The following is an 18,348-nucleotide window of genomic DNA, read 5'->3' as shown; positions in this document are numbered from 1 at the left end:
GGGTGCGAGTGGGGAAGATCAGGACTTGCGGTAGTTGTCGCGGACCTCGTAGACGTACGGTGCCGGAGCAACCGTGGCCCGAATCTCGACCTGACGGTGACGCTCGACGGCCGGCTTTGCGGACACGGGCTGCTCACCCCAGACGACGGAGACCTTGGTTCCGGGCTCCGCGAGCGCCTTGTCCACCGTTGCCAGCGACACGAACTCCTGCTCGTTCACGATGTAGCCCAGGTCCAGCGACATGCCGACCTGCTCCCCGTTGCGAACGACCTTGTCGACCTGGAAGAAGGCGTAACGGGACTTGGGCAGCTCGAGGTACTTGGCGGGGGTCCCGGCCTCGAACAACGAACGCATCGCGGCGGCGACGTCGTCGGAGTTCCAGACCAGCGTCACCTTCGTCCGCTCGGCGTTCTCGGCGATCTTCTCGAGCGCCTCCCGGCCGAGGAAGTCGTGATCGAACTTGACGGTGCGGCCGTAACCGATGTCGTAGGGGGTGACGTAGTAGTCGGTGATCTCGGCCGAGTCCATGCTGCCGCCGAGCGATCCGAGCGCGTCGGCGCCGAGCCATTCGCGGTAGTCAGCCATTTCCGGGCCGAAGATCGCCGGAACGGCGGTCGGGATCCAGCCCGATTCGAGGTTGGCCGTGGAGTACGCCTTTGCACCGGCCCGCACCAGATCGAATTCCTTGCCGACCTCCAAGATCGCGGCCAGGACGTCCTCGCCCTCGGCCCACGGGCCGAACAGCTCGAAGCCGGGCTGTCCTGCCATGCCGTGGCGCAGTGCGCGCACACGGTGTCCGGCGATGGTGAATTCGGTCATGTTGAAGAACTTGATGTCGGGAAGCGGTTCCCCGGTCAGCTTCTCCACGAGCGACTTCGCGGTCGGGCCCTGCAGTTCGTAGCGGTAGAGCTTCGGCGGACCGGAGGGCCGGTCGTAGGAGTTCTCGTCACGTTCGAGGGTGACGTCGTAGTCACCCTTCTCGGCGTTGTACTGGAGCCAGTTGATGACCGTCTTGTGGCCGACGACGTCGAACAGGTCGTCTTCGAGGGCGAAGAGGATGGCGTCTCCGATGAAGTGTCCGTCCTGGTTCACCGCCACGTACTGCTTGGCCTTACCTGCGGTGAAGTTCTTGAAGGTGTTGACGCCGAAGTCGCTCAGCAGTCGCAGCGCATCGGTTCCGCTGATGTAGAGGTCGGTCATGTGGTGCGACTGGTCCAGCAGTGCGCACGACGAGCGCCAGGACTGCTGTTCGGAACGCCAGTTCGTGAACTCCGGTGCGACCGGGAATGTCATCGGCCGGTACGTCGAATTGCGCAGCAACTCGACCGGGGACCCGACGCGCTGGATCGCAGACTCGAGACTTTCAACACCCATGACCTGGAATACCTCCTGCGGCCGGACCCGTGTCCCGACCTCGCTGTGTGAGAGACGGTCTCTGGAATTACCGCCTGTATTCAGTAGAGCCGAAGCGCACATCACATTTCGTCGGGCATCGAGGCAGACTTGACTGCGACAAATGACGGACACGGCCGCGGATACTGCGGCCCCGTCGGGGACTGTGGGCGCGCGGTGAGCACGGCCGCTTTCGCACGCAGCTCGGCATATTCGGCCGCAGGTTGTGAGTCCCAGGTGATGCCACCGCCGGTCCCATAGATGGCGCTGCCTCGGTCAGTATCGACGACGAGGGTGCGGATGGCGACGTTGAAGCGTGCTCGGACCGGTACGCCTGCCGGGGCGATGACTCCGACGGCGCCGCAGTAGACACCTCTCGGTGTCGGTTCGAGGTCGCGGATGATCTCCATCGTGCGGTGCTTGGGGGCGCCTGTGACCGAACCACAGGGGAAGAGCGCGCGGAAGATCTCGACGAGACCGAGGTCGGGGCGCAGTCGGGCGGTGACATCGGAGGTGAGCTGGTGGACCGTCTCGTACTGCTCGGCGCGGCACAGCGCGGTGACGGACACACCTCCGGTGACCGCGAGTTGCGCGACGTCGTTGCGGACGAGGTCGACGATCATGATGTTTTCGGCGCGTTCTTTCTCACTCGCTTGCAGGCGTGCGACGATCTCCCGGTCCTCTGCCACCGAATGTCCGCGTCGGGCAGTGCCTTTCATCGGGCGCATCAGAAGTTGGTCGTCGGTGATCTCGAAGAACAATTCGGGGCTCGCGCTGGCGATCGCGAACTGGCCGGTATCGAGGTAGGCGTTGTACGCGCCGCCTTGGGCGCATGCCATGTCCGCATACAGCTGGGGTAGGTCTCCGGCAACGTCCGCGGTCAGGCGGGTGGTGAGATTGGTCTGGTAGGTCTCTCCTGCTGCAATGTGCCGGCGCACCGCTTCGACCTTGTCGCGATGCTCGTCAGCTCCCCATTCGTAGCGCCACTCCCCTACCTGGTAGTTGGGGTTTACCGTCGGCCGCACGAGTGGGACTCGTTCGGGTTCTCGCGCGATCCCGAACCATGCCAGGGGCAGGCCGTCGACGGTGTCGTGCACGGCTAGGGAGGGATCGAGACCTGCGGCCGCCTCGTAGCTGACGAACCCGAATGCCCACCACCCTCTGCGGCTGGCCTCGTCGACCTCCGCCAGCACATCCGCGACATGTTCGGGCCGGGTCGCGACGAGGTCGTAGGCGACCTCCGGGAACCGGCAGGCGGTACCGGCGCGCAAGTCGTCGAATCGCGCCCAGGCGGTTGGCACCCTCATTTCGCCATCACCTTTCCTGCGTCGGCGACGGCGAAGAATGATCCTGTGACGACCAGCGGAGCATCGGGGTCCGATACCTCGATCGCCGCCTGGAGTGCGTCGCCGATGCGGGGATACGTCTCCACTGCATCGATCCCGGCCCGCTGGGCCGCCGCGGCGACTTCGCTGGCGGCGAGGGCATGTCCTCGCCCCTGATTCGCTCCGTCGCTGTCGAATTGCGTCGCGAACACCCTCGCTGCGGACGGGGCGATGGCCCTCATCGCGTCGTCGACGTTCTTGTCCGGTTTGAAGGTCAGCACCCAGACCGGTGCGCGACCGGGCCACTCCTCGCGGACCGCGCAGGCAAGGGCCGCGAGCTTGATCTCGTTGTGGGCGCCATCGAGGACGACCGGGCGACCACGCCATCGGCGCCGTTCGAATCGGCCGGGCAACCGGGCACTGGCGAGTCCGGCAGTGGTGCGGCCGAGACGGAGCGGCCACCCGTCCCGATCCGCCAGGTGCCGTACCGCGCGCAGCGCCAGTCCGGCGTTGACCCGTTGGTGGCGGCCGGGCAGACCGAGGACGACGCCCGCGGGCAGGAGGTCGGCCGCGTGTGCTGCAGCGAGGTGGTCGACAGCGCATTGGCGTCGTCGCCCCTCGTCCCGGATGACCTTGTCGACACCCGCTGCACCGCGCAGGGCTATGGCCGCACCGCCTGTAGGGAAGATGCCCGCCTTCTGCCGCGCAATTTCGGTTACCGTCGATCCGAGAACCTCGGTGTGATCGAGACCAATGGTCGTCAGCACGGCGAGTTTGTCGCTCCGCGAGACGGTGTTCGTGGCGTCGTGCAGTCCACCGATACCGGTTTCGATGACCGCATAGTCGACTTCCTGGTCGCGGAACAACTGAAATGCGGTCGCTGTCGCGGCCTCGAACATCGTGACGTGTCCTAGCTCGGCCGTGTCGAGTCTGCGCTCACAATCGCGAACGATGCGCAGAGCGGCAGCGACGTGCTCTTCCGGTGCGGGTCGGGTGTCGATCTGGAATCTCTCGAGAACCGAGTGGACGTGCGGCGACAGGTAGGTGCCGACCCGGAAGCCCTGTGCACGAAGAATCGATGCAATGAAGGTCGACACCGAACCCTTCCCTGCGGTGCCCGCGACGTGCACGACACGCAGATCGTTCTGTGGGGAGCCCATCAGAGCGAGCAGCGCCTCAGCGCGTCGCTGTCCCGTCGCTGTGGCCGGAGATCGGGCGGACGTCGATGATATTCCCGCCATGAGATAGCGTTCCACGCCGAGCGAGGTCGCCGCCGTGCATCGGTCTTCCTCAGTTTTCATTCATTTGACGCTATGACCCCGGCCGAGCAGGGGAAACGGTCCGATGTCGGCTCTCGTCGCGCTATTCGGCAGGTTCCCTACGAGTCAAATGACTTAGTAGAGACCGGACTCCGGGACCTGACGATGCACCACCCATCGCTCCTACTGTCCATTGTGAGAGTCAACGACAATCCAAGGAGAGATGCCGGGATGAGTTCCTTACTGGTGGTCAGCGCACACGCGGGTGACTTCGTCTGGCGTGCCGCCGGCGCGATCGCTCTCGCGACCAGCCGGGGTCAGCGGGCCAAAGTGCTGTGCCTGAGCTTCGGCGAGCGCGGCGAATCTGCACGGGCATGGCGAGAGGGCAAGACACTCGACGAGATCAAGGCTCTCCGGCGTGGAGAGGCCGAAAGTGCCGCCGCTGTCCTCGGCGCCGAGATCGAGTTCCTCGATGCCGGCGACTACCCGCTGCGCGAGTCCGACGAACTGGTGGACCGCATCGTCCGGGTCTACCGCGAGTTCGACCCGGCGGTGGTGTTGACGCACCCGTTGACCGACCCCTACAACGGAGACCATCCCGCGGCCGCCCGGATGGCATTGGATGCTCGTGTCCTCGCCCAAGCCGTCGGCTACGACGCACCCGGAGATCCGCTCGGCGCTCCCCCGGTATTCTTCTTCGAACCCCACCAGCCTGAGCAGTGCGACTTCAAACCCAATGTGCTGCTGGACATTACCGATGTCTTCGACGTCAAGCGCAAGGCCATGGAATGCCTGGCGGCACAACAGCACATGTGGGACTACTACACCGATCTCGCCAAGCGGCGTGGGGTGCAGGTCAAACGGAACGCCGGCCCGAACCTGGGTCTGCCCCACAACACCATGGGCGAGGCGTACATGCGGCTGTACCCCCAGGTCACCGGGGAACTCTCATGAAGAATGTCATTGTCACGGACACGCCTCGCGCATGCATCGAAAAGGTCGACAAGCTCGCCGAATACGGTGTCGCCACGGTTCACGAGGCACTGGGTCGAACCGGGTTCCTGGGGCCGAAGCTGCGGCCGGTCCACCTGGGCTCACGTGTCGGTGGCACAGCAGTCACCGTCCTGAGCTGGCCCGGCGACAACCTGATGATCCACGCGGCCATCGAACAGTGCCAGCCCGGTGATCTGTTGGTCGTCACCACCACCTCACCGAGCTCGGACGGCATGTTCGGCGATTTGTTCGCGACCGCGCTGCAGACCCGCGGAGTACGCGGACTCGTCACCGAGGCAGGTGTGCGCGATGTCGCCGAGCTCAATGCAATGGGGTTCCCGGTATGGTCCACCGCCGTCAGCGCACAGGGAACCGTGAAGGCTACCGCCGGCGCAGTGAACATCCCGATCATCATCGGCGGACAGACGATCCGGCCCGGTGATGCCGTTCTCGCCGACGACGACGGCGTGATGGTCGTCCCCCGCAGCGACGTCGACCGGGCGATCGAGGCCGCCCAGGCCCGAACCGACAAGGAAGAAGCAACCCGCACCGCCTTCCGAGACGGCGAACTCGGGCTGGACCGTTACGGTCTGCGCACCAAACTCGCCGAGCTCGGCGTCGAGTACATCAGTGCCGAACAGCACCTTCTCTGATTCCCATCAACCAACTACCTGTTCTCCCACCAACGAAACGGAAAATCATGAGCCCGAAAAACCTTCAGGACGTCCTCGACCAGGCCGGAAACACAGTGGAGTTGCTACGCAACTCCCAGCTCGGCACCTACATCTACCCGGTCGTCCCGTCCGAGTTCACGAACTTCCGCCGCGAGGTGAAGGCCTGGAGTGAGACCGCGGTGCTGTTCGACCAGAGCCACCACATGGTTAACCTCTTCATCTCGGGTCCGGACGCGCTGAAGTTGATCTCCGACACCGGCATCAACAGCGTGGCGAAGTTCGAGGTCAACACCGCCAAGCAGTTCGTCCCGGTCTCCCCCGAGGGCGGCGTCATCGGCGACGGCATCCTCTTCCGGGAGGCTGAGGAAGAGTTCACCTTTGTCGGCCGTGCCCCTGTCGCGAACTGGCTGACCTTCCAGGCCAATCGTGGCTACAACGTCGAGTTGCGCCTGGATCCGCGGTCGCCGTCGCGTCCGTACGGCAAGGAGGTCACCCGTGACCTGTGGCGCTTCCAGATCCAGGGTCCCCGCGCCTGGGACGTCATCGAGAAGGTCAACGGTGGCACCGTCGAACAGGTGAAGTTCTTCCGCATGGGCTACATGAACATCGCCGGCGAGCAGGTCCGCACGCTGCGTCACGGAATGGCCGGTGCGCCCGGACTGGAGATCTGGGGTCCCTACAAGTCCTACGACAAGATCCGCGACGCCATCCTCGAAGCAGGTCGCGAATTCGGTCTGGAGCCGGCCGGAGCACGGGCATATTCGTGCAACACCCTCGAATCCGGTTGGATCCCATCCCCGCTGCCCGCGATCTACACCAGCAACGGGATGCGGGAATACCGCGAATGGCTCGGCGCCGACAGCTACGAGGCGACGAACGCGTTGGCCGGCAGCTTCGTCTCCAACGACATCAGCGACTACTACCTCAACCCGTGGGAGCTCGGCTACGGATCGTTCGTCAAGTTCGACCACGACTTCATCGGACGTGACGCACTCGAGGCCATCGACCAGGAGAGCCAGCGCCGGAAGGTGACCCTCGCCTGGAACCCCGAGGACGTCGCGAAGCTGCTGGCATCGCCGGTCGACCCGAAGGGGCCCGGATACCAGTTCTTCGACCTGCCCAACGCCAACTACGGGTCCTCGAACTACGACGCGATCGTCGACGCTGACGGAAACAACATCGGTCTGTCCCTGTTCACCGGGTACAGCGCCAACGAGCGCGCCGCACTGTCCCTGGCGACGATCAACCCCGACGTTCCGCTCGGCGCCGAGGTCAAGGTCATCTGGGGCGAGCCCGACGGCGGAAGCCGCAAGACCACCGTGCAGCAGCACGAGCAGCTCGCCGTGCGCGCAATCGTGAGCCCGGCACCGTACTCGGTCATGGCCCGCGACTCCTACCAGGCTGGATGGCGCACCTCGGTCAAGGCCTGACATCAATCCGGTCGGGCCGCCGCTCGCGCGGCGGCCCGGCCGGTTGAGGCGGCCCCACCCCTCTACTGAACAACCCACACACCGAGCCGATCTTCTATGCGGCCGACGAGCCTGCAGGAGCTGTGATGCACCCCTCGCGCCCCCTTACCGGCAGAACCGCCATCGTGACCGGTGCAGCCCGCGGACTGGGCCGGGCCATCGCCGACCGACTTGCCGCCGATGGGGCAACCGTCGCCGCGATCGACATCGAGGCGGGCTCCGACACCTCGGAATCAGTCCTTCCCTGGACGTGCGATGTCACGGACACCGCCGCCGTCACTGCGACCGTCGAAGCTGTCGCCGCGCGCCTCGGGAGCATCGATATCTTGGTCAACAACGCCGGACTACTCTCCGGCCGTGGCAGCCTGCTCGATGCCTCGCCCGAGGAACTGCACCGCTTCTACGATGTCAATGCGGTCGGTGCCCTACGCATGGTGCAGGCATGCTTTCCTTACCTGCGCGACAGCCCCCACCGCGGTCGCATCATCAACATCGCGTCCCGCACCTTCTTCACCGGTGCTCCGGGGCAGATCGGATACGTCGCCAGCAAGGGCGCCCTGATCGGTATGACGCGGGTGATGGCCCGCGAATTAGGTGAGCATCGGATTACCGTCAACGCCGTCATGCCCGCTCAAGTCGCCACACCGGGGACGAGCGCCCACTCCGGCGACGACGTCTTCGCCCGAACGATGTCTCAACAAGCCATTCAGGAATTCGTCACACCCGAGCGGTTCGCCGGCATGGTGGCCTTCCTGGCATCCCCGGACGGCGCCCTGATCACCGGGCAGTCGCTGGTAAACGACGGCGGCGGGCTTCTCCACTGATCGTCTCCAGTCCTCGCAGATCGTAGGAATCTCGCGTCCTCTCTCAACACACCCGTTCCCGGTGGGTGTAGAGGTTCATTGTGGGCCCGCGAAGGAAGCCGATCAGCGTGAGTCCGGCCTCGTGGGCGAGATCGATTGCAAGTGACGACGGCGCCGAGACCGCTGCGAGGACCGGAATCCCGGCCATCACCGCCTTCTGTGCGAGTTCGAATGACGCACGACCACTGACGAGAAGCACTGTGCCGCGCAGCGGTACCTGGCCCTGTTCGATCGCCCAGCCGATCAGTTTGTCGACGGCGTTGTGCCGGCCGACGTCCTCACGGACCGCGATGAGTTGCCCGTCCGCGGTGAACAACCCGGCTGCATGTAGTCCGCCGGTGGTGGCGAAGACCTTCTGCGCCGTCCGCAATGTATCCGGCAGCGACGAGATGGTTGCCGCCTCGACTCGGATTCGATCCGCCGCCGGGGAGTGCCGGGTGCGCTGCCGGATCGCGTCGAGCGACGCCTTGCCACACACTCCGCACGAGGAAGTAGTGTAGAAGTTGCGCTCGATTCCGGTTTCGGGTAGCGACACCCCGGGTGCGAGGTGTACGTCGAGGACGTTATAGGTGTTGACACCGCTTCCGTCGACGCTGTTGCAGTAGCGGATCGACGCGATGTCCGCGCGGTCGGCGATGATGCCTTCGGTGAGCAGGAATCCCTGCGCCAGTTCCATATCCGATCCCGGGGTCCGCATCGTCACCGCCAAGGGCACGCCACTGACCCGAATCTCGAGGGGTTGCTCAACGACCACCGTGTCCGGTCGTGTGCTGCGGTGGACGCCGCTGATCCGGGTCACCGGGGTCCGGGTGCTCACCCGCCCCATATCGGCCGTCCAATGGTGTCGGTGCATCGCCAGGCGGACCGGAGAAACAGGTAGAAAAACGCCGCAACGGCGTGCAGGAACAGACTCAACACGATGAATTCCTTTTGAGGTGTCCCGGGGACGTCAGGACACCCAGATTGCTGCCGCGGCGGGGATGTGACCGCGCATTCACCCTACGCACGCAGCGGCGCAATTTAGGCCAGGGTGCGATGGTTCGTTTCTATGATAGTCGGCCAGTGCCGGCTGAGCCTGTGCGCGGACTCAAACCGTCACTGGCACAGCTGGTGCCCCGCCGCCAGCGGCGGCGGGGCACCAGCTCCGCTCGATCAGGTGACCGGGTCTGCCTGGCGGTCGCCTACGGTCGTCGACTCGATGGGCTGAGCAGATGGCACACGTAGCGTCGCAATCGCTATCAGGCTGATCAAACCGAGGATCATCAGGTAGATCGAGGTCGGCGTGGTCGAGCCGAACCGCGCATACAAGCCGGTCGCAATTAACGGAGCGAAGCCCCCGCCGAGGATCGACCCGATCTGATAGGCGATCGACGTTCCGCTGTAGCGGATGTTCGCCGGGAACAAAGCGGCGATCATCGCCGCCTGCGGTCCGGCCATCAACGATGTGCCCAAGAGCATTACGACGAAAGCTACGAAGATCAAGAGCGGGCTCGCGGTGTTGACCAACATGAAGAAGGGGAATGCCCATACCGCCACGACCGCGGCTCCAGCGAGGAATATCGGGCGTTGCCCGTACCGGTCCGCAAGGATTGCGGCGATGTATATCGAGATCAGCTGTACCACCGCGCCGGCCACGATAAGCTCGAGCAGCGTCGATTGCGCGATACCTAGTTCCTTGGTGCCGTAGGACAAGAGGTAGACCGAGTAGATGTAACCGAATGCGGGGCATGCGATCGAAATCGCCCCAGCCAAAGCTACGGTTCCACCGTGCTCCCGCAGGACTGTCTTCAGCGGGCTGGACTCCACGTCACCGTGCGCCCGGGCGTTGCGGAAGGACGGTGTTTCCTCCACCTGTACGCGCAGATACAGGGCGACCAGGATCAACGCACCGCTGAGCAGGAACGGCACTCGCCAACCCCAGTCGCTGAATACCGCCGGCGCGAAGATCGAGGTCACGATGATGAACACAATATTGGATGTGATGACGCCGGCCGGCAGACCCATCTGCGGGAACGCGCCATATAACGTGCGTCTGTGGGCAGGAGCGTATTCGACAGCCATCAAGACCGCGCCGCCCCATTCGCCGCCTACGCCGAGGCCCTGCATGAAGCGGAGAGTGACCAGCAGGATCGGCGCGAAGACGCCAATCGCGGCGTAGTTCGGAAGCAGCCCGATTGCCACAGTAGCGCCGCCCATCAGCAGCATCGAGATCAGCAGCATCTTCTTACGGCCGACCCGGTCGCCGTAGTGCCCCATCACAATCCCGCCGATCGGCCTGGCTATGAAGCCGACCGCGAAGGTCGCGAACGCGGCCAACGTCCCAGTCATCGGATCCTCGCTGGGGAAGAACTGCGGCCCGAAGATCATCGACGCGGCGGCGCCGTAGATAAAGAAGTCGTACCACTCGATCGCGGTGCCGATGAAACTCGCGCCGAGGACTTTGCGTCGTTCGCGTGCGGTCGGTGGTGGTGACGGGTTGCTGTGTACCTCGGTGCCGGGCATCGGGGCTACCTTTCTGAAGAGCAACAATTTGTGTTGTGAAGACGCGCAACAGCGCACCCGCAGCGACCGCGGACTTCCGTCCGAGGGGGCGCGCGGCGGCGATTTCCTTGTGGTTACTGGGTGCCAGGGTGGAGGCCCGTGTGTGTGCTGTGCGTTGCCGAAGCCATCCGCGACTGCGTCAATCGGGCAGTCAATGGATCCCGATATCTCCCTCGGAGTCACCTCTCTCAGATCTCGTGCACGTGGTCGTGGTCGTGACACACATCACCGTAAAGGCGGATAACACTTTTCAGAACCGACTCTTGACGTCAGCTGTGCGGACGGATGTCGCACATCGGGTGCGTCGAATGACGTACTCGCCATGTTTCGTTCGTGGTCGGCGGAGGCAGAACCTCTGAGCCGTCGCTGAATACCGGCTGAGTAGGTCTGACGAATGCGGCACCGTGCAATCATTCGTGCAGGGTCTGGTCGGCGGATCCACCGAGGGTTCGGCGCCATGTGTGGGCATATATGGTGGTGGCGGAAGCTCGCGATATGGGCTTCCGTCTGTGGGAATGACTGCCACGCAGTCCAAGCCCGCGCTATGTGGGCGGTGAGAGTTGGATGCTGACTTCTTCTCCGCCGTGGATGAAAGACACTATTACTCATGGAACGTTTGCTCTATTCCGATGACCATCACGCCGTCCGCGCCCTGGCTCGCGATTTCGCTCGTAGTCACGTCGAACCCCATCTCGAACGTTGGGCCGCGGCGGGGATCGTGGATCGGACGGTGTTCACCCAGGCCGGCTCGCTGGGGCTTCTCGGGACGGACGTCGACGAGAAGTATGGTGGTGGCGGAATCGACGACTTCCGATTCAACGTCACGCTGAACGAGGAATTGTCCCGGATCGGCGCGGGAGCTGTGGTGATGAATCTCTGTGGATTCAACGACCTCATCGCTACCTCAATCAGCTCTGCTCACCCGAACAGAAGCAGCGATGGCTGCCAGGGTTGTGTGCGGGAACTCTTATCGCCGCTGTAGCAATGACCGAGCCTGGATCGGGGAGTGATCTCGCCGGAATCACCACAACTGCCATCAAGGATGGTGCCAGCTACATCCTCAACGGTGCCAAAACGTTCATCAGCAACGGGATCCTCGCTGATGTGGTGATTGTGGTCGCCAAGACGGCTCCCGATGCCGGACGGAAGGGCATCAGCCTCTTCCTGGTCGAGACAGACCTCCCCGGATTCGTTCGCGGACGCAAACTCGACAAGATCGGCCTGACGGCACAGGACACCGCGGAACTGTTCTTCGACAACCTGCGAGTATCAGCGGATTGCCTCCTGGGCGAGGAAGGTCACGGATTCGACTATCTAATGCACAACCTCGTGCGGGAACGCTTGAGCATTGCAGTAATGTCGGCCACCAGCATGGAAGTCGCACTCGAGGAAGCCGTGCGCTTCACCAAGGAGCGGAGCGCATTCGGGCGACGAGTTGCCGATTTCCAGTCAACGCGGTTCACGTTGGCCGAATTGGCAACGGAAGTCGAGATCGCGCGAGTGTTCCTGGATCGGTGCCTGGCAGAACATGTTGAAGAGCGGCTTACAGCGACCGAGGCGGCCATGGCGAAGTGGTGGATTACCGAGCTTCAGCAGAAGGTGATCACTCGAAGCCTGCAGCTTCACGGTGGCAGCGGGTTCATGACCGAGTACCGGATCGGCAGAGAATTTGTCGATGCTCGTGCGAGCACGCTGAAGATGTCACCGAAGCTGTCATTTGGCTGGCCTCGGACGCGGCCCAACAACGTGACAGTGCCGTCAATGAGCACCACCACCGGTCCGAATACTTCCTCTACGGTGGCACAACCGAGATAATGAAGGACATTATCGGTAAATCCCTCACTCGGCGCTGACGCACTGGGGGCTGGTGTCGCTCGCTACGCCATTTCTCGGTTGCGACTATGTCGAACTCCTCGTGCGGTCAGTGCTGCATCCGCCGCTCACTCGGTGTCATCCCAAATTGTTCCTTGAATGCACGGCTGATGTGTGTTCCTCGGGTGAAACCGACGGCCGACCGAACTCTTTCAACAAATGCTCGGCGTTTCCGACAGACGCACACGTTGTTGCACGTGGCCGCACTCGCGCGGAACCGATGCCAGGGAAGGGATCGTGGTCGGTGCCGCTGGCGCCCCTCACGCCTGGAGCAGTGGGCGGCCTGGGAGACATCGAATTTGCTGCTGGGACTGACCTACGCCGACTGCCGGATCCCGCAGAGAGCGGTGACGGGCGCGCCTCGGTTTGCGCAGCGGGGACCCGCGCATCGAACAGTCCTCACGTCGGCAATGGCGTTGGTCGACAGTGTCCCGACGTCGGCGCGGAGGCGTGCGGGCGCCAGCGGTCGGCGAGCACGGGACGTCTGGGGAGCCCTACGAAGGCAGCAGGCCGCGCACGCAATTCGGGCGCCACTCCGCCGGAGTGCCTACGTCATCGGGCGCCACTCCGCCGGAGTGCCTACGTCAATTGACGGAGGACGGATTGCCGAAAATGACTGCGGTCGGTGGCTTTTCGTCTGTGTGCGAGCTCACTAGACACTCCTAGCATGGAGGAACGTTGTCATTGGGCGCTCGGGCCCACCGGGCGTATCTCCGATCGAGACTCGTATCTGACGAATGCGATCGGTGCCCACGACAGAATGTGAGGAACTGGTACATGGTCGCTGGTAGGCGTGCGAAGCTCCCGAGTCTCGATGCCGGGCTTCCTCCCGGTGCCCTGCGCGAGCTACTTGACGCGTGTAGAAGCACGGTCCGCGATCACGGGTGGGATTCGGTCATTGCTGCGCTCGAGGACACTGCGGCAGGGCGCTCGAAAGCCTCGGACTCGATACTGTCGGGAACCGTCGCCGCTGGCGCGGCCCTGGCCACATCGGGATGGGCGCCGCTCCTCGCCCCGCTCGTGGCAGGCTTGGTCACCACGGTCACCCCACCCCGCGAGACGACTTTCGCTGATGCGGGGCCGGTGTACGAAGGTATCGAGATACCGCCCGCAAAGGGGGCGAACGGTCCACTTGCGCAGGCACGCCAACGCAGGATGCTCGCGATCCTCGGGAGCGCGCAGGCTGTTGGTGTCGCGGCTTCGCTGTCCGGCGGCAAGGCTCGCAATCAGGGTTTCGCGACGGGGATGATGCTCCCCGGCGCAGGCTTTCTCTACACCCGGGACCCCGCCCGCTTCGCGTTGACGGCTGTCGTCTTTGCGTTCAGTCTGCTGCTGTGGTTCGGCACCGGCAACATGGTGCTGCCGCCGGTGATCTGGATCGGGGCGGCGGCCTACGCCGCTCGACGGGCATCACGGTCGAATCGCACCTGGAGAAGGGCGGCTCTCGCCGTGGCGGGCGCGACGGCGTTGACAGCGTTGGAGGTCGGTCGGCACCGCCGCCGCAGTTTTGCGCAGCAAGTCGCGCAGGCCGAGGCCGCCAACGTGTTCCTGGGGCAGGCTTCGCGTCCCCTCGAAGGTGCGAAACGCCCGGATGTGCACGTCGCCGATGAACTCGACGACGAGGAACTTGCCCTGACACGTCGGTTCGTCGATATGGCGAATCAGGCCCCCGACGACTGGTCGAACTGGAACGTGATCGACCAGTTTCAGCCGGCGGCCCTGCGCTATCAGATCAATGCGGTGATCGATGCCTTGGCATTGCAGCAGTACACCCGCGTGCCGGCCTTCAAAGGCTACCTGGAAGATGCTCAACGTCAGCTGATTACCCGGTACCTCGAGAAGAAGGTGTGGGGGTATTGGGCGCTCGAGAACCTCTGGGGAAATCTCGAGTGGGATCCGGATCCGGCCAAGCGGCAGAACATCATGATGACCGGGTATTTTGCGCAGTCACTCGGGCTGTATCAGACCGTGAGTGGGGATCTGCAGCACAGTGAGCCGGGTTCGCTGATGTTCACCTGGAACGACCAGCGGCGGTACCCGCTCAGCTATGGGGCACTGTGTGCATCGCTGGCGGCCGACTACGTGCGCTCGCCGTGGGGCTTGGTGGTGTGCGAACCGAATTGGATCTTCTCGTTGTGCAACATGCGGGGAGGAACCGGGCTTCGGCTCCATGACCGTCTCCATGGCACAACCTATTGGGACCAGATCGGCGATCGATATCGTCGCGGGTTCCAGCAGGAGCTGGTCCGCCCGGACGGCATGGTCAACGGGCACCGATCAAGCCGGGTCGGGATCGGCGCGGCCGGGCTGACTCTGTCAGCGGATCTGCGCAATCTCGTGCCCAATGTCGCCGACCGTGGATTTTTGCTGCTGCAGGCGGCTTGCAGGACCCCGGACGGCGAGATCGCTACCCCGTTCCGCACCGATGACAGGCTTCTCGACCCGGGCAACTACACGTTCAATCCGCTCGCCGGCTACGCGATGGTGATGGAGGAAGCACGCGAGGCCGGCGACGAAGAGCTCAGCCGCGGCGTCTACCGGGAACTGCGCGAACGACTGCACATTTCGATCGACAATCGAGGGTGGCTCGTCGCCGAAGGCGCATCGATTCTCGCTCACGCGGGTCTGGGGCGGGCGCTGTTCGGGCGCCACGGCGGCTGGATGGACATCGTGGAAAAGGGGATGCCCGCGATATGGCAGGAGGGCCCGGTCATCGATTCGGTTCCGTACCCCCAAGTGATGGTCGCTCGCGCAGTCAGCCCCAACGGCCGCGACCTCGGCGCGGTATTGCGCACGGTCGGTCGACAGGAGCGGGTGACGGTGACGTTTGCCCGCCTCCGCCCGGGCGGTCGGTACACGCTCACAGGTGCCCTCGAGGACGCCGTCGTTGCCGATGACGCAGGCCGGGCGCGAGTCCAGGTGGAGGTCGCGGGTCGCTCTGCCCTGACGCTGACCTTCCAGAACGGAGTGGAGAACCGATGAAGGACGAGACCACCGCCCCGCCGGAGCTTCGGCGGCTGCCGACCACCGCATGGCGGCAGGTTCGTGCCCATTACGCCGACACGGTCCGCTGGATCGCCGAGGCACCCGCCTCCTGGATGGGGATACCTACGTGGGCAAAATGGTTCCGGCGGGTCTCTGCTGTCCGGGGGCGCCACGATCTCTCCGTGATTCCCCCTGCCCGAGCGCATGGTCATGAATAGCGCCCACGGAGCGCCCCCGGCGACCGATGCTGTCAACTGGTGGTCGACCGACACCGTGTCCGTCGCCGGAACGTTGATTCTCATCGCTCTGGCGTCGGCATTCGCCATGGCAGCACGCCGCAGATCACGCGGTGGCCGCACCTGGCCGCGGTACCGGACCTGGTCGTATGTCGGGGGTTGCGGGGTCGTCGCGGTCACGGGGCTTCCCCCCTGAGTGAGGACATCGTGAACACTGGGTCGTGAAGANNNACGCTGCGCACCTGGGTGCGGGCCGAACGCAAACGCACCGGCGCTCCCGCGGCCGAGCTCCGGGCCAGTGGGGCGGCGCGGCCGGCATCGCGGGCCGGCGGGGTATCGTCCGAGTCCGTGTTGGAGGAAGAGAACAGGCAGCTCAAGGCCCAGATCCGCAAGCTCGAAACCGAACGGGAGATCCTGCGGAGGGCCGCGAAATATTTCGCCGGGGAGACGTGCGCCACGAGGCGCTGGGTTGGTCGAGAGGTGGTGAGAGACCTCCTCCCTCGGGTCGTCGCAGCGGCCTGAGTGAAGCTGGGGGCAGCCCTTGCCGGGGAACGACGGTCAAGGGTGGCAAGCGGCCCCGACGAAGGCGAGTCGCGCCGGAACTACCAGACGGTGCGGGCTCGCTGAGCAAGGTCAGAAGGTACAGCGTGAGCGAACCAGTGGTGGACGCTCCGTAAAGGCGAAGCCGGCTCAAACCTGGTGGATATCGGGCCGGTATGCAGCGCACGGAATCTGGGCTGTTTGGCCCGGGTTTCGACTCCGTAGCCGTGTGTCTCTGGCGGTGAGGAGGCCGCGCCGAAGGTCTGCGGCGTAGGCGCGGCGATGCTGCCGGAGTACAGCTGGGTGCCTCCCTGACCGATCGATCACCTGGTGAACGTGGGAACCGCCTTGTATGTGCGTCCATCTCGCCCCGGACAGCCGGTCCGGGTGGGTGGAAGGTTCGTGTCCGGCCGAGCACTGCGAGGTGGGGCGGAGGCCCCGTAGTAGTCGCGGGAGTGACGACCCGCCTGTGGAGGTCGCGAGAGGCGACCGCAGGGCGAAGGGGGCCAGCAAGATAGGCAGTGGAACGACTGGAAGGTCAGGAGGGAAGGTCGCCGGTGAACACCGACGAACTCGAGCACGCCCTGTATCAGGCCGAGCGACGGGTACTGAAGATCCAGACGAAGCTGCACCGTTGGGCTCGCGATGATCCTCATCGCAGGTTCGACGACCTGTTCAACCTCGTGTCCGATCCCGCATTCTTGTTGGTGGCGTGGGATCGGGTGAGCGGGAACAAGGGTGCCGGAACCGCTGGGGTGGATGGGCGCACCGCCCGATCCATCGAAGCGTCCGACGGGGTCGAGGATTTCCTCGACGAGTTGCGGTGTAGCATCAAGAACCGCAGCTTCCGCCCATTGCCGGTCCGCGAGCGGATGATCCCGAAGCCGGGGACGCATAAGCGTCGCCGACTGGGTATTCCGAGTGTGGCCGACCGGGTGGTCCAGGCATCGTTGAAACTGGTGTTGGAGCCTATCTTTGAGGCGGATTTCCTGCCGTGTTCCTACGGTTTCCGTCCGAAGCGCCGGGCCCACGATGCGGTGGCCGAGGTGCGCCATTTTACGACGAGACCACGATGCTATGACTGGATCGTCGAGGGCGACATCAAGGCCTGTTTCGACGAGATCGACCACACCGCCCTGCTGGGGCGGGTGCGTCGTCGAATCGGGGACAACCGTGTCCTGGCCCTGGTGAAGGCGTTCCTCAAGGCGGGCATCCTCACCGAGGATCGCCGGTTGGAGGACACCACCGCCGGAACCCCGCAGGGTGGAATCCTCTCGCCGCTGCTGGCGAACGTGGCACTGTCGGTGCTGGACGAGTTCATCGCCCAGGCTCCCGGCGGATGGCGCACCAGCAACGCGGAGCGCGAGAAACGGCGTCGTCACGGGCTGCCGAACTTTCGGCTCGTCCGGTACGCGGACGACTGGTGTCTGATGGTCAAGGGCACCAGGGCCGACGCCGAGGCACTCCGGGAGGAGGTCGCCGCCGTGCTGGCGGCGATCGGGTTGCGTCTGTCTCCGGACAAGACCTTGATCACCCACATCGACGAGGGGCTGGACTTCCTCGGGTGGCGCATCCAGCGGCACCGCAAACGCGGAACCAGCCAGCACTTCATCTATACCTATCCGTCGAAGAAGGCCGTGCTGGCCGTCAAACGGAAGGTCAAGATGCTGTGCCGACAGGTCTCGACCAGTCAGCCGCTCGATATTCTGCTGCGTCGGGTGAATCCGTCGCTGCGGGGATGGTGCGGCTACTTCCGGGCGGGGGTGTCCTCCGCGGTCTTTGCCTACCTCAGTCACTATGTGTGGCAGACGGTGTGGCGATGGCTGCGGCGAAAACACCTCCGGTCGACCTGGAAGCAGCTCCGCCGCCGCTACTGCGGCGGCGGATGGTGGCCCGCCAGTGAGCATCGGGAGCTGATCGACCTCGAGAAGATCGGTACCACCCGCTACCGCTACCGCGGTACGGTCATCCCCTCACCCTGGCCGGACACCAACGAGGAACCCACCGCAGCCTGAACGAGTCTTGTGGAGAGCCCGGTGCATTGAAAGGTGCACGCCGGGTTCGGGAAGCGGTCCGGGGAGACGGAGTCGCCGCAAGGCGGCAACCGCGCCCCGGGCCGACTTTCACGAGTTGGTGAGCAGCCACTTCCAATTCGTTGACGACCACTGCGACACCTTTCCGGTGAAGTGGCTGTGCCAG

The 18,348-nt window shown here is 64.5% G+C and carries 12 protein-coding genes and 2 pseudogenes; 9 read left to right on the top strand and 5 right to left on the bottom strand.

Translation table 11 applies throughout. The features are described 5' to 3' along the window. Positions 1-18 precede the first annotated feature (18 nt). From AZG88_RS01665 to AZG88_RS01655, 3 genes are all read right to left on the bottom strand, one after another. Positions 19-1,374 carry a glycine cleavage system protein T gene (locus AZG88_RS01665; protein WP_061696848.1) on the bottom strand — a complete coding sequence of 452 codons (1,356 nt, stop codon included), beginning with the start codon at positions 1,372-1,374 and terminating at the stop codon, positions 19-21. 101 nt (positions 1,375-1,475) lie between these two features. Next, positions 1,476-2,699 carry an aminodeoxychorismate synthase component I gene (pabB, locus tag AZG88_RS01660; RefSeq protein ID WP_082833195.1) on the bottom strand — a complete coding sequence of 408 codons (1,224 nt, stop codon included), beginning with the start codon at positions 2,697-2,699 and terminating at the stop codon, positions 1,476-1,478. Beyond that, complete coding sequence (locus AZG88_RS01655) at positions 2,696-4,018, bottom strand: bifunctional folylpolyglutamate synthase/dihydrofolate synthase (RefSeq protein ID WP_082833194.1); 1,323 nt, start codon at positions 4,016-4,018, stop codon at positions 2,696-2,698. Before AZG88_RS01655 ends, pabB begins: the two co-directional genes overlap by 4 nt. Positions 4,019-4,207: 189 nt before the next feature. Between AZG88_RS01655 and AZG88_RS01650 the strand changes: the two genes are divergently transcribed. The 4 genes from AZG88_RS01650 to AZG88_RS01635 all read left to right on the top strand — a co-directional run bounded on the left by AZG88_RS01650 (position 4,208) and on the right by AZG88_RS01635 (position 7,936). Beyond that, entirely contained in the window at positions 4,208-4,930 is a 723-nt protein-coding gene (locus tag AZG88_RS01650; protein ID WP_061696846.1) for a PIG-L deacetylase family protein, read from the top strand. Then, entirely contained in the window at positions 4,927-5,622 is a 696-nt protein-coding gene (locus AZG88_RS01645; protein WP_061696845.1) for a 4-carboxy-4-hydroxy-2-oxoadipate aldolase/oxaloacetate decarboxylase, read from the top strand. The genes AZG88_RS01650 and AZG88_RS01645 overlap by 4 nt, the downstream gene beginning before the upstream one ends. A 47-nt stretch (positions 5,623-5,669) precedes the next feature. Next, on the top strand, positions 5,670-7,073 hold the full coding sequence (ligM, locus tag AZG88_RS01640) for a vanillate/3-O-methylgallate O-demethylase (RefSeq protein WP_061696844.1): 1,404 nt from the start codon (positions 5,670-5,672) through the stop codon (positions 7,071-7,073). Between the two features lie 164 nt (positions 7,074-7,237). Next, entirely contained in the window at positions 7,238-7,936 is a 699-nt protein-coding gene (locus tag AZG88_RS01635) for an SDR family NAD(P)-dependent oxidoreductase (RefSeq protein ID WP_231913764.1), read from the top strand. A gap of 43 nt (positions 7,937-7,979) precedes the next feature. On the opposite strand, the gene fdhD is transcribed toward AZG88_RS01635, so the two are convergent. Beyond that, positions 7,980-8,801, bottom strand: a complete 822-nt coding sequence (fdhD, locus tag AZG88_RS01630) for a formate dehydrogenase accessory sulfurtransferase FdhD (protein ID WP_061696842.1) — start codon at positions 8,799-8,801, stop codon at positions 7,980-7,982. Between the two features lie 326 nt (positions 8,802-9,127). Further along, positions 9,128-10,477: an MFS transporter gene (locus tag AZG88_RS01625; protein ID WP_061696841.1), complete on the bottom strand. Its 1,350-nt coding sequence runs from the start codon at positions 10,475-10,477 to the stop codon at positions 9,128-9,130. A gap of 646 nt (positions 10,478-11,123) precedes the next feature. Between AZG88_RS01625 and AZG88_RS01620 the strand changes: the two are divergent. From AZG88_RS01620 to ltrA, 5 genes and pseudogenes are all read left to right on the top strand, one after another. Continuing rightward, a pseudogene (locus AZG88_RS01620) lies at positions 11,124-12,369 on the top strand (acyl-CoA dehydrogenase family protein). A 796-nt stretch (positions 12,370-13,165) separates the two neighbouring features. Continuing rightward, positions 13,166-15,370 (top strand): linalool dehydratase/isomerase domain-containing protein, encoded by a 2,205-nt coding sequence (locus AZG88_RS01615; protein ID WP_156517404.1) that lies wholly within the window; start codon positions 13,166-13,168, stop codon positions 15,368-15,370. A gap of 213 nt (positions 15,371-15,583) precedes the next feature. Then, a complete protein-coding gene (locus tag AZG88_RS01610) occupies positions 15,584-15,805 on the top strand; it encodes a hypothetical protein (protein WP_156517403.1) in 222 nt (73 codons plus the stop codon). 29 nt (positions 15,806-15,834) lie between these two features. Then, positions 15,835-16,053 (top strand): annotated as a pseudogene (locus AZG88_RS01605) (IS3-like element ISRhosp5 family transposase); the annotation flags it as partial. 653 nt (positions 16,054-16,706) lie between these two features. After that, entirely contained in the window at positions 16,707-18,164 is a 1,458-nt protein-coding gene (gene ltrA / locus AZG88_RS01600; protein WP_061696838.1) for a group II intron reverse transcriptase/maturase, read from the top strand. Positions 18,165-18,348 lie beyond the last annotated feature (184 nt).

The organism is Rhodococcus sp. LB1 (assembly GCF_001583455.1).
Taxonomy (GTDB): domain Bacteria; phylum Actinomycetota; class Actinomycetes; order Mycobacteriales; family Mycobacteriaceae; genus Rhodococcus_F; species Rhodococcus_F opacus.
This window is presented reverse-complemented; position numbering and strand designations above follow the sequence as displayed.

Bases quoted from the DNA above. Each gene is read 5' to 3' on its own strand.
- AZG88_RS01665 (WP_061696848.1), bottom strand. From the start codon at position 1,374: ATGGGTGTTGAAAGTCTCGAGTCTGCGATCCAGCGCGTCGGGTCCCCG.
- AZG88_RS01625 (WP_061696841.1), bottom strand. From the start codon at position 10,477: ATGCCCGGCACCGAGGTACACAGCAACCCGTCACCACCACCGACCGCA.
- fdhD (WP_061696842.1), bottom strand. From the start codon at position 8,801: ATGGGGCGGGTGAGCACCCGGACCCCGGTGACCCGGATCAGCGGCGTC.
- AZG88_RS01615 (WP_156517404.1), top strand. From the start codon at position 13,166: ATGGTCGCTGGTAGGCGTGCGAAGCTCCCGAGTCTCGATGCCGGGCTT.
- AZG88_RS01650 (WP_061696846.1), top strand. From the start codon at position 4,208: ATGAGTTCCTTACTGGTGGTCAGCGCACACGCGGGTGACTTCGTCTGG.
- AZG88_RS01655 (WP_082833194.1), bottom strand. From the start codon at position 4,018: ATGAAAACTGAGGAAGACCGATGCACGGCGGCGACCTCGCTCGGCGTG.
- AZG88_RS01645 (WP_061696845.1), top strand. From the start codon at position 4,927: ATGAAGAATGTCATTGTCACGGACACGCCTCGCGCATGCATCGAAAAG.
- AZG88_RS01610 (WP_156517403.1), top strand. From the start codon at position 15,584: ATGAATAGCGCCCACGGAGCGCCCCCGGCGACCGATGCTGTCAACTGG.
- ligM (WP_061696844.1), top strand. From the start codon at position 5,670: ATGAGCCCGAAAAACCTTCAGGACGTCCTCGACCAGGCCGGAAACACA.
- pabB (WP_082833195.1), bottom strand. From the start codon at position 2,699: ATGAGGGTGCCAACCGCCTGGGCGCGATTCGACGACTTGCGCGCCGGT.